The organism is Cryobacterium sp. 10I1, assembly GCF_035019805.1.
Lineage (GTDB): Bacteria > Actinomycetota > Actinomycetes > Actinomycetales > Microbacteriaceae > Cryobacterium > Cryobacterium glucosi.
Genome location: NZ_JASJVF010000111.1, coordinates 1 through 10,515, shown reverse-complemented (window position 1 = coordinate 10,515; position 10,515 = coordinate 1). Strand labels below are relative to the sequence as shown.

At 67.6% G+C, this 10,515-nt stretch carries 11 protein-coding genes; 1 reads left to right on the top strand and 10 read right to left on the bottom strand.

Features of this window, described 5'->3' with window-relative positions:
* Positions 1 to 1,119, top strand: a 1,119-nt coding sequence (locus QN345_RS10940) for a hypothetical protein (protein WP_323508649.1), incomplete at its 5' end; no start/stop codon positions are given.
* Here QN345_RS10940 and QN345_RS10935 read toward each other — a convergent pair.
* From QN345_RS10935 to QN345_RS10890, 10 genes are read right to left on the bottom strand one after another with little or no spacing between them, the layout of a single operon-like run.
* Positions 1,044 to 2,774 carry a hypothetical protein gene (locus QN345_RS10935; RefSeq protein ID WP_323508648.1) on the bottom strand — a complete coding sequence of 577 codons (1,731 nt, stop codon included), beginning with the start codon at positions 2,772 to 2,774 and terminating at the stop codon, positions 1,044 to 1,046. The two genes, QN345_RS10940 and QN345_RS10935, sit on opposite strands and share 76 nt — an antisense overlap.
* Positions 2,771 to 3,901 carry an endonuclease/exonuclease/phosphatase family protein gene (locus tag QN345_RS10930; protein ID WP_322188764.1) on the bottom strand — a complete coding sequence of 377 codons (1,131 nt, stop codon included), beginning with the start codon at positions 3,899 to 3,901 and terminating at the stop codon, positions 2,771 to 2,773. The genes QN345_RS10935 and QN345_RS10930 overlap by 4 nt, the downstream gene beginning before the upstream one ends.
* Positions 3,898 to 4,287, bottom strand: a complete 390-nt coding sequence (locus QN345_RS10925; RefSeq protein ID WP_134449095.1) for a response regulator — start codon at positions 4,285 to 4,287, stop codon at positions 3,898 to 3,900. The genes QN345_RS10930 and QN345_RS10925 overlap by 4 nt, the downstream gene beginning before the upstream one ends.
* Before the next feature lie 9 nt (positions 4,288 to 4,296).
* Entirely contained in the window at positions 4,297 to 4,665 is a 369-nt protein-coding gene (locus QN345_RS10920) for an STAS domain-containing protein (protein ID WP_134449094.1), read from the bottom strand.
* Complete coding sequence (locus QN345_RS10915) at positions 4,662 to 5,120, bottom strand: ATP-binding protein (RefSeq protein WP_166787369.1); 459 nt, start codon at positions 5,118 to 5,120, stop codon at positions 4,662 to 4,664. The genes QN345_RS10920 and QN345_RS10915 overlap by 4 nt, the downstream gene beginning before the upstream one ends.
* Positions 5,104 to 6,516: a PP2C family protein-serine/threonine phosphatase gene (locus tag QN345_RS10910; RefSeq protein WP_322188761.1), complete on the bottom strand. Its 1,413-nt coding sequence runs from the start codon at positions 6,514 to 6,516 to the stop codon at positions 5,104 to 5,106. Before QN345_RS10910 ends, QN345_RS10915 begins: the two co-directional genes overlap by 17 nt.
* Positions 6,513 to 6,845 carry an STAS domain-containing protein gene (locus QN345_RS10905; RefSeq protein ID WP_134449091.1) on the bottom strand — a complete coding sequence of 111 codons (333 nt, stop codon included), beginning with the start codon at positions 6,843 to 6,845 and terminating at the stop codon, positions 6,513 to 6,515. The genes QN345_RS10910 and QN345_RS10905 overlap by 4 nt, the downstream gene beginning before the upstream one ends.
* 9 nt (positions 6,846 to 6,854) lie before the next feature.
* Positions 6,855 to 7,691 (bottom strand): dolichyl-phosphate beta-glucosyltransferase, encoded by an 837-nt coding sequence (locus QN345_RS10900; protein ID WP_322188758.1) that lies wholly within the window; start codon positions 7,689 to 7,691, stop codon positions 6,855 to 6,857.
* Positions 7,688 to 8,965 (bottom strand): oligosaccharide flippase family protein, encoded by a 1,278-nt coding sequence (locus QN345_RS10895; RefSeq protein WP_322188756.1) that lies wholly within the window; start codon positions 8,963 to 8,965, stop codon positions 7,688 to 7,690. The genes QN345_RS10900 and QN345_RS10895 overlap by 4 nt, the downstream gene beginning before the upstream one ends.
* Positions 8,962 to 10,149 carry a glycosyltransferase gene (locus QN345_RS10890; protein ID WP_323505143.1) on the bottom strand — a complete coding sequence of 396 codons (1,188 nt, stop codon included), beginning with the start codon at positions 10,147 to 10,149 and terminating at the stop codon, positions 8,962 to 8,964. The genes QN345_RS10895 and QN345_RS10890 overlap by 4 nt, the downstream gene beginning before the upstream one ends.
* Between the last annotated feature and the right edge of the window lie 366 nt (positions 10,150 to 10,515).

Sequence of the window (10,515 nt, the reverse complement as noted above, 5' to 3'; positions counted from 1 at the left end):
GCCGAAGTCGTCGAGGACTACTACGGACACCTCGATTTCCGCCGCTTCGCCGCCGCATACGCCCTGCTCGATCCCTCGACCCGGCCGGACTACACGGTGTACCAGCAGGAACTCGGCAGGGACGGAGGCCTTGTCGCCTCCTTCGCGAAGCTCGCATCCGTCACCGCAGTGCCGGCCTCGAGCACCCCGGGCAGGCAGGTGATGACCGCAACCCTCGACTATCTCACCTCCCTGCAGTCGTATCGGGTGATCACCCCTGTGACCCTGATCCAGGAACCGACCGGCTGGTTCATCGACCTTCCCGCCGGAGACGCGACGTCTCCGCCGGACCAGTTCACCAGCCGACCCGCCGTCGGCTTCCTCTCCCAGGGTCGTCGCGCACTCAGCTCGGACGGAACCTCCACGATGGACGTGCTCGACCGGCCCGAGCTGACCCTCGGCAACGTCAGCTCCCTGCTCGTGAACGGTCGCTGGGTCGTGATCGGCGAGGTGACGAACACCGACGTCGACCCCGCAGACGTCACCGTCGAAGCGCAGCTGCGCGATCAGGACGGCGCGCTGCTCGCCAGCTGGGATGCCGCCCAGGTACTCGTTCACAAGCTGCTGCCCGGAGCGACGAGCCCCTTCCGGATCGAGTTCCAGAGCATCGCCGGTACCGGCGACTACGGCCTCGAAGCCGACGGCGGCCTCAAGGACACGACGGCGGTGACGCCCCCCTCCGCGACAAGCGTCACCGTCGCAGCACCGGCCACGTCCTCCAATATCCACGGCCCTGTCGAGTTCGACCCTCAGACGATCACCCCCTTCGTGCTCGCCGCCGGCGCGACAGTGTCGTCGGTGGCCGTCTACGCCCGCGCCGTCGTGACCCCGCGGGCGAGCGCGCGCGGCCTGCAAGTGCAGCACCTGCGGCTCACCGGCTCGGCCGTCGACGGCTACGCCGTTCTCGGCGAGCTGCGCAACGACAGCACGGTGGAAGCCTCCGTTCCGCACCTCCTGGTGTCCTATACGGCAGCGGACGGCAGCCTGGCCTGGGTCGATCATGCCTATCTCGAGCACAGCATCGCCCCGCAATCGGTCAGCGATTTCCGCATTCCGCTCGCGTCGAGCAGCGGGGAGTAGAAGGCATCGTTGCTGAAGACGTATTTGAGCGAGTACCGGCCGGGCACCGCCAGGAACTGTTGCAGGCTCCCGATCCCGGGCACACCGGAGTACTTCGCGCCCTCGAGGCGCTCGATCGGCCGGGACGTCAGCTCGGGCAGCTGCCGGGCAGAGTGATAGTCGCCGTCGACGGTTCCGGCGGTCATATTGGTACCGAGCCAGGCCATCTGGTCGCCGAATCCCAGTGTGAGGTACCGCCACTGGGAGTGCTGATCCTTGTTCATGAAGGTCGTGATCGGGGTGACGTCGATCGGGGCAGGCTGGAATGCCCGGTACTGCGTGAGGTTCGCCGCGTAGAGGGTCGTGGTGAGGTGTGCGGCCAGCAGCAGGCCCGGAAGGACCACCGAGAGCGTGCGCCCGACATGCGCGAGCAGCCAGGCTCGGATCGAACCGTTCGTGACGCTCGACACGAACTGACCGACGAGCGGCAGGATGGAGATGGTCGCCCAGAACGTGAAGCGGTCGAGTGTGAGGATGTCGTACGCGCCGCCCAGGAGGATCTTGGGAAATGGCGTGGTGCCGCCGGTGCCGAGGAACGCGAGCACGCCGAGGGAGAGGGTGAGCGGCCACGCCTTGCCCGCCATGCCGCGAATCAATGCGTATGGCAGCACGAGCAGCGTCGTGCCCCAGGGGATCAGCCAGAAGACCAGGCCGGCGTTGACATTGACCAGGAAACTGTCGCGGCTGGCGTGCGGGATGGAGACCTGGGTGATCGGGTCGCTCTTGGAGTACAGCCAGTACGGAAGGACGACGCAGAGCAGGGCAGTGACCACCAGCGCCCCGAGGATCCCGGTCCGCACGAGGGAGGGCATCACCCGGCGGATCCGGCGGGCGATCAGCGGCCAGAGCAGCCGGAAGCTGAACCGCGGCGGGTGTCCGTCCTTTTCGCCGGCGAGCGGGGTGCGCACGGCGAACACGAGTGCCCCGAGCAGGACGGGCCCGAGGAAGAAGAGCGATCCGAACAGGGTCGTGACATGGTGGCAGGCCGTGGTGGCCATGATGCAGCCGACCCCGGCGAGCAGGGCCTTCCGGTTGCCGGTGCGCACCCAGGTATTCGCGAAGGGCAGCCCGTTGAGCAGGAACCCGAGCGAGAGCGTGGTGGGAAGCTGGCCGAAGACGTGCACGGTTTCAGCGATGGACGACGCCAGCACCAGGGCGATGGCCGCCCAGCCTGCTGAGGTGCGGTTGACCCAGATGCCGCTCCAGCGGTAGACCCCGATGGTGAGGTTGAGGAGGGCGAAGACCTGCACGACGACGAAGCCGGGGCGCAACCCGATGATCTTGCTCAGGGCCGCGATCATGAAGTGGCCGCCCGGCGGGTAGCTCAGGGTGGAGAACCCGGTGTACCAGCGGGTGTCCCAGCTCGAGAACCAGTCTCTGGCGTAGTGGTCGGCGAAGAAGATGTGCACGTAGGCGTCGTAGGTGCGCTGGTAACTTCCGGCGAGCAGCAAAGAGCCGTGGAACACGAGCACGAGGATGAGCGCGATGAAGAGCAGGCGGTGGCGGCGCACGAAGCCCTTGCGCGAGCGCCCGTCCGGCGCTTCTTCCGGCCGGTGCACCCTCGCCTTCTCCGCTGCCGGAACGGGGACCGGGGCCGGCTCCGTCACCAGGGTCATGGCGTCGGAGTCTCCGGCGACGAAGGACTCTGAGACGAAGGACTCTGAGACGAAGGACTCTGAGACGAAGGACTCTGGGACGACGGACTCTGCGACGACGGGAGGGCGAGGTCGACGACGAGGCGGCGGTGGTCGCTCCCCGCGCTCGTCTGGTCGGTCACGGCGACGACCGTGACCTGTTGGCTGACGAGCACATGGTCGAGGCGCATCAGCGGAGGAACGACGCCGTCCCAGCGTGGCCAGGTCGCCCCGAAACCGCGGCCGGACTCCACGAAGGCGTCCCGCAGCCCGGTGGCGACGAGCCGCCGCAGCGGCGCATGGTCGAGGGTCGCGTTGAAATCTCCCGCGAGGATGAGGGTGCCGGTGTCGCTTGCCGCGATCCGGGCCAGCTCGGCGTACTGTCCCCGCCAGAGCACGGTGTTCTCCGAGGTGACGGGTGCTACCGCGTGCACATCGATGATCCGTACGAGTCCTGCGGGCGTGTGGATGCGCGCCTCGAGCATCGGGGACCCGGCTACGTCGATCGGGCCGCCGTCTTCGATCGGCAGGCGGGAGAAGATCGCCGAGCCATGGTATCCGGGGAGCGCGTCGAGGATCCGTTCCGGGTAGGCCGCCCAGAGCGGCGAGGCGGCGAGCGTGGCCAGGTGTTCGGGGGTGACCTCTTCGAGCACGATCACGTCGGCATCCGTCGCGACGAGCTCGCCGGCGAGGGTGGCGAGCTCGGTGTTGTCGAGGAGGACGTTGGCGCTGACGATCCGGAGCGGAGTGGCGCCGACGGGTGCCGTGCGCGGGCCGTTCCATCCGATGGCCGGAATCAGCAGGGTGGCCTGCACGACAACGAGGGCGAGCGCAACCGTGCCGAGGGCGAGTGGCCACCTGAGGCGGGCCGGCCCGTCGGAACGTCTGCGGGCCCGCCGGGCCCGTCGCACGAGCACGATTCCCGTGCCCGCGAGCAGAGGATACGCCGGGAGGAGCAGCCACACCGTGATGCCCTGCACCCCGATCAGCAGTGGTTCGGTTTCACTGGACAGCGCCCGGATCAGGGCGCTCGCGGTCATGCCGCCTGCTGCCAGCCAGCCGAGGCCGCACGCAGTCCTGGTCAGGGCACGCGTGACGCCGCGACTCACCGGTCCCTTTGGCGCGGCAGGATCGTCGCGAGGCACTCGGAGAGCGCGCGGGAGCTGATCGGCTTGATCAGGTGCCCATCGATCACGCTCGCGAGGTCGAGTCCGACAGAGGAATGTTCCACGATGCCGGTCACGAGCACGAAGAGCGGGCGAGCCGGCGCCGGTGGCAGCGCGTTCAGCAGGTCGACACCGGTGCCGCCCGGCATCGAGAAGTCGGAGAAGATCGCCGTGAAGGTGCCAGACCGGGCGAGCGCGATCGCCGGGGCGACATCGTCGGCCTCGGTGACGTCCCAGCCCGCCCTGCGCAACATATGGGAGAGGACGAGGCGGGACACGGTTTCGTCGTCGACGACCAGGGCCGTGTTGGACAGGGATTCGGCGGTCATGGCGCGGCCTCAGTCGTCCTGCTGCTGCGGCAGCATCCGGAAGATCTGGTCGAACTGGGTGAGCCGGAACACCCGCATCGCATTGTCCGAGTCCGGACGCACGAGTACAACGTCGCCACCGTGTGCCCGGCAGGAACGCCGCTGCCAGACGAGCACGGCGAGGCCGGCACTGTCCACGAAATCGACGGCAGCGAGGTCGAACACGATCTGGGGGCATCCGGCTATGTCGGACTCGTCGAGCCGGGCGCGCAGGTCGGATGCGGCGACGGCGTCGAGTCGACCACCGAGCGTCACAACGGTGAGTCCGGCGGCCGGCGTCGCGACGCCGACCGTGAGGCCGCTGTCCCTCGATGTGCGGACGGTGTCTGGATCGATCATGGCTGGTGCTCATTTCCGGTCTTCTGGGAGTCGGCCGGCGGGGTGCGGTTGACGCGGAGGGTCCATCGGTTCCCGGCGTCGACCCGGCGGTAGTCGAGATCGTTGACGAGTTTGCGGACCAGCATGAGGCCGTATCCGCGTTCCTGGGGAACCCCGGCCACAGGGATCCTGACCCCGGCCGGGTCGAAGGGCAGGCCGGGATCGGTCACGCAGATCTCGACGACGGAATCGGTGATTCCGGCGCTGAACCGGATCTCCGCAGCGACCGGCAGGCCGGCGTGGTCGATGATGTTCATCGCGACCTCGTGGACGGCGAGTTCCAGGCGTGCGGCGATCGCGCCGGCCTCATCGTCGGGGAGCTCGCCGAGCACCCCGTGCAGCCACGGACCGATCTTGCGGACCATCGCCGTTGTGCCCTCGATGACAAGCTCGGTCGGGTCAGCTGACGCGGTCATGAATCGCCTCCACGGCTCGGAGGATGACGAGGGTGCGGTCATCGGAGGGCGGGGTTCCATCCGCGTGTCTTTTCACGGCATCCAGAATATGGTGTCCGAGCCGCTCGGCGGACTCTCCCGGGAGCTCGGCACAGAGTTCGACCAGACGGTCGTAGCCGAGCATCACCCCGCTGGAGTTCTCCTGTTCGGCGAGTCCGTCGGAACCGAGCACCAGTGCGTCGTTCCGCTGCAGGTCGAAGCGCACTGTCCGACCTCGTGGCTCGGGTAACACGCCGAGCGGTGGCATTGACGCCGGAATGAGCGTTATGATCCCGTCCAGGACGAGCATCACCGGGGAATGGCCGGCGTTGCACACGTGCAGGGCGCCCGTACTGGGCCGGTATGCGCCGAGGGCGACGGTGATGAACAGTCCGACATCGTCGAGATAGTCGTAGAGTTCGATGCCCATCGCGCACATCGCCCCCGCAGGATCGTCTGCGTCGTGGGTGAGGAAGGCCACCCGGGCGGCGCTGACGGCACGCGTCATCACCATCGCCGCGGGAAGACCCTTTCCGGCGACGTCGCCCACGGCGAACCACAGCACATCGCCCACCACGGCGAAGGCGAAGAAGTCCCCGCCGGCAAGGCTCGCCGGAATGGTGTCGGAGAACACCTCGACCCCGGAGAGGGTCGGCGCAGGCTGGGAGAAGACTGCCTGGGCAAGGCTTGATGCGACCTGGTGCTCGCGCTCGAAAGTGGCGCGCTTGATCTCGAGGAGATGCAGCCGGGTGAGCGCGAACTGCATGTCGGCGGCCGCAACCGCCGCCCTGACGAGGCGCAGGTCGCCCGTGGTGTAGACCGGTCCGTTCGTCCTGAGGAATGCGAGCGCGCGGATGCCCCCGCTCTGGTCGTTGAGGGGTGCGATCACAGCGTTCCCCTGGCCGACGAGTCTCGGCTCCGGGTCGTCAGTACTCTTCGTCGCCTCGCGGATGACCTCCGTGAGCTCGGGCGAGTCCGAGGACGGCCCTCCCGTGGTGTGCACCAGGCGATCGTCGACCATCGCGACGAGGTCCGACGCGGTCAGTACCCTGGCTTGGTCGAGCAGGTCGCGAAGCGCCTCGGACCTGCCGAGGGTGCTCAGGTTCACCTGGGTGAGCGCCCGAAGGGCAATCAGGTGGTCCTGGCTTGTGATCAGGGCTTCCGTGACGTCGTCCTGGGCGGAGTAGATCCCGTGGATCGCACGGCGGATGGCGTTGGCTGCGTCGATGGCGTCGGGGGCCGCGTCCCCGGAGACGGTCCAGTCGGAACCGGGCGGTCGGTGGATCTCGCCGGCCCCGGCCGCCACCAGTAAGCGTTCGAGAGCGGCGTCGGCGAGGTCGCTCTCGATCAGGTGGGTTTCGGGGGAAGCGGGGGTCATGATGCGGTCGTGGTCGGGTCCGTCCGGGACTCCAGGGTGAAGACCTGCTGGAGTTCGGTCAGTTCGAGGATGATCCGGACCGGGTCGGAGACGTTCACGAGGATGACTTCGCCGCCGATTGCCTTGGCAGCCTTCTGCGAGCGCAACAGTTCGGCGAGGGCGCTCGAGTCGACGAACACGACGTTCGAGAGGTCGAGTCGCAGGGTCGCGTTCTCCGGTCGGATCAGGAGGTCGACGACGTTGCGGAAGTCCGCGGTCTCGTGGGCGTCGAAACGGCCGGCAAGGCTGACTGTCGTGTGGCCGATTCCGGATTCGGTGCGTATTCTCATCGTGATTTCCTATTTGATCGATGCGACGGATGCGGGGGACGAGGCTCGCGAGACCGGTGAATGGCCGGTGACGGTGTACCCGCCGCGCAGGTCGTGGACCTTGATCTTGACGAGGTCGGCGACGAACTGCAGGCTCACCTTGGCGGCGTCGACCGTGGAACCGGGCGCGTCGATCCATTCGACGGGGACTTCGGCCGTGCTCAGGCCAAGACGCCCGGCGAGGTAGATCACCTCGAGATCGAAGGAGAACCCGTCGACGACCTGGAGGGTGAACAGCGACCGGGCCGCCGGGGCGGTGAAGAGCTTGAAGCCGCACTGCGTGTCCGCGATCTCGATGCCGAACCCGACGGACACCATCACGTGCAGGCCCCGGCTCAGGACCTTCCGCAGGGCGCTCTTTCCGCTCACCGCCGCGCCGGCGGCGGCTCGCGAGCCGACGACGACGTCGTAGCCGGCATCGATCTTCGCCATGAGGTGGTCGAATTGCTCGATCGGCGTTGACTGGTCCGCGTCCGCGAACAGGATGAATTCACCGCGGGCCGCGAGCATTCCCCTGCGGACGGCGTCGCCCTTTCCGGTGTTCTTGGCGGCGACGAGCACGGTCATGTTCGGGAAGCGCAGGTCCTGCAGGAGGGAGACTGTCGTGTCCGTGGAGCCGTCGTCGGCGATGATCAACTCCCAGGGCTCGCCCCTCGAACACATGTGGGTGGCGATTGCACCGACAGTCGGCAGGATTCGCCACTCCTCGTTGTATGCCGGAATGACGACCGAGACGCGCGGCGGCACAGTCGACTTCTCGGTGACCCATTTGCGATAGGCCTGGTAGGTGCCGGTCTCCGCGGTCATCGGGGCAACCCTTCTTCGGTGGGAATGTGGGGGGAGGATCTGGTGAGGAGGTGCCGGGCGGCCATCACGCCGAGCAGGAGCACCATCGCCACGAATTGCACGATGATCAGTTGCGCTGTCGACTCGTGCCAGACAAGCAGCAGCACGAGCTGCACGACGGATGCTCCGAACAGCAGCCAGGACTGGGTGTTGCGTCCCTGCGACAGCTCGTGGCTGGCCACGAGGTTTGCAACGGCGAAGAGGGTCGTCATCCCCGCGTATGCGGCGAGGGGCGCCGAGAGGTCGCCGTAGGCCGGGCCGAGGATGAAGCCCAGCACGGGACCGCCCAGGACCAGCGCGCCCAGTGTGCACGCGGCACCGATCCCGGCGACGGCCGCTATGCCGCCGGTCAGCAGGGACCCGGTGTCACCGCCGCTCGCGTGCCGTCGAGCCACGACAGGGAACACGACGGTCGCGACCGACCACGCGAGGAAGAACACCGCCCGCCCGACGAGAGCGATCGCGGCGTAGATCCCCGCGGCATCCGGGGAGAAGAATGCCTTTGCGACGAGCACGTCGCTGTTGTTGGCGATGATCTGGCCGATCAGGAGTACCGACACCAGGGCGGCGTAGCTGCGCACCGTGACCAGGTCGGGGGCGGTGCCCGTGAGCCCTGGTCCGGTCCTGGCGAGCAGCTTCACGGCGAGCCACGTGGCGACGAACGACGCCGTGAGACCGATGGTCGCACCGTTGACACCGAAGCCGAGTGCGACGAGGGCCACACCGCAGCCGAGACGCACAACCATCTCCACAACGAAGGACGTGGCGAGACCGGGGAAGCGCAGCCGGCCCTGCATGACACCACGGCCGACGGACTGCACGAGGTAGAACGGCATTCCGGCGCCGAGGATGACGAATGGCCAGAACGACGCGGTGTGGAAGACCTGCGACCAGAGGGCGCTGCCTCCGGCGAGGATCACCCCGGTCAGGATGCCGGCACCGAGCGCATAACCGCGCAGGGTGCGGGCGAGCCGGTCGGAGCGGTCCGGCTCGCCGGACTCGTCATAGATTCCGACGAAGCGGGCCGCCACGAGCTGCAGGCAGAGCGCTATCGAGGTGATCGTGAGCATGAGCGTCACCATCAGGTTGGCATCCGAGAACTCGGCGGGGGTCAGTACCCGGCCGAGGAACAGGTTGAGCACGTAGTTCCCGGCATTGGCCACGATCATGGCCACGGCAAGAGCGGTACCGCCGCCCACCAGGGAGGGAGTCCGTGAGGAAGGTTCCGCCGTCATCGCATGGCCCGCCTGTCGAGCAGCCGCTGGATGTGGATCAGGTGCCAGTGCACGACCTCGGACATCGGGATGCCCGAGGCGGCCGCGAAGTTGCGGCGGCCGAGGGACACCCGCTGTTCGGGGTGGTCGAGCACCTCGGCCAGGGCGTCGGCGAGGCTGGTCGCGTCACCCGGTTCGAAGTAGACGCCGAGGAAGCCCTCTTCTTCGATGATGTCGATCAGGTCGCCGATGCGGGGCAGCACGGCGGCACGACCATACTCCCCGGCCTGGTGCAGCACACCCGAACTCCCGGTCGTCGACGTGTACGGGAAGGCGACGACGGTCGCGGCGGAGAAGAGCGGCGCCACCTCCTCTTCGGCGACATAGCCCGTGAAGACGAGGTCAGGCAGATCGGAGAACCGTTCGGCGACCGACTGCATGTAGCCGGCGGAATTCGGGCTGTCCGTACCCGCGAGCACCAACTCGAGGTCGTCGTACCCGCGGTCGAGGAGCTCCTGGTATGCCTCGACGAGCACGTCGACGGTCTTGTACGTGCCCCATTTGCCGAACGCGAGGATGCGCCGGCGTCCGTCCGGTATGCCGAAAGAGGGGAATGCGACCTCCTCGAAGCTTCCATGCGGTGCGAGGAGCGCGTTCGTCGCGCCGTAGCTCTCCTGCAGGTATTCCACATAGCGCGGGATGGTCAGCGCCACGAGGTCGGCGCGGAGCAGGGCGCGGGTGAGGATGCGTCCGGCGAACTTCATCAGGCGCGCCGTCGTCGCGGAGCCTGCGAAGCCGGCATCCTGCATGTCGACGTTGTCCGCGAGGTTGTGCAGCACGACGACGGTCGGTACCCGGAACAACCGCAGCACGGCCGGGATCAGCAGCCCGAGTGCCCCGGGGATGCGCTTGTCCCCGAAGGTGGCGAACTGGAGGTTGAAGAGCACGGCGTCCGGGCGTGTGCGCCGGATCGCCCGGGTGAGTCGCACGATATTCGTGACGCTGTTGAAGGTCCAGCTCGGATAAGTCGTCACGCCGTCGAGGGGGGCCGGACTGCCGGCATCCGTCACGTCGGCGTACAGCAGCACCTCGCCGACCTCGGCCTGCCGGGCGAGGTGTTTGACGAGGTGGAAGCCGAACTCGTTCAGGCTGTTGCGGCCCGGGGGAAAGGCCGTGACGACACCGACCCGCAGTTTCCCGCTCATCGGGCCGGGACCAGGTCCGACGGCGTCAGAGCGTATGGGCTCATGCGTACCCCCTGTGGATCGTGAAAACCGGAACGGCGCTCGCCGACGGTTGTGTTGCACTCAATTGCCTGCCCAACGAGCTCGGAACCGAGCACATCTCGTGGTGAAACCGGGCAGTCCACCTGACTTACTCCTGTGTTCGCGCGGTGTCTTCGGGGGTACCGTGCAGACACAGTATGACGTATCCTCAGGGGGAATTGTATGCAAATCTGGTCGATCCGGAATGTGCACATACCTACCCGTTTCCTCGTTCGACCAAGAAGAGAGGCCCCAGACATGGGACCTGACCGCACCGGCTCCGACCCGTCGCACTCGTCGCCGCGC

What these genes read in the sequence shown, in the direction of transcription:
- QN345_RS10925 (WP_134449095.1), bottom strand. Translation starts at nt 4,287, where the DNA reads ATGACCGCCGAATCCCTGTCCAACACGGCCCTGGTCGTCGACGACGAA.
- QN345_RS10895 (WP_322188756.1), bottom strand. Translation starts at nt 8,965, where the DNA reads ATGACGGCGGAACCTTCCTCACGGACTCCCTCCCTGGTGGGCGGCGGT.
- QN345_RS10905 (WP_134449091.1), bottom strand. Translation starts at nt 6,845, where the DNA reads ATGAGAATACGCACCGAATCCGGAATCGGCCACACGACAGTCAGCCTT.
- QN345_RS10900 (WP_322188758.1), bottom strand. Translation starts at nt 7,691, where the DNA reads ATGACCGCGGAGACCGGCACCTACCAGGCCTATCGCAAATGGGTCACC.
- QN345_RS10890 (WP_323505143.1), bottom strand. Translation starts at nt 10,149, where the DNA reads ATGAGCGGGAAACTGCGGGTCGGTGTCGTCACGGCCTTTCCCCCGGGC.
- QN345_RS10915 (WP_166787369.1), bottom strand. Translation starts at nt 5,120, where the DNA reads ATGACCGCGTCAGCTGACCCGACCGAGCTTGTCATCGAGGGCACAACG.
- QN345_RS10920 (WP_134449094.1), bottom strand. Translation starts at nt 4,665, where the DNA reads ATGATCGATCCAGACACCGTCCGCACATCGAGGGACAGCGGCCTCACG.
- QN345_RS10910 (WP_322188761.1), bottom strand. Translation starts at nt 6,516, where the DNA reads ATGACCCCCGCTTCCCCCGAAACCCACCTGATCGAGAGCGACCTCGCC.
- QN345_RS10935 (WP_323508648.1), bottom strand. Translation starts at nt 2,774, where the DNA reads ATGACCCTGGTGACGGAGCCGGCCCCGGTCCCCGTTCCGGCAGCGGAG.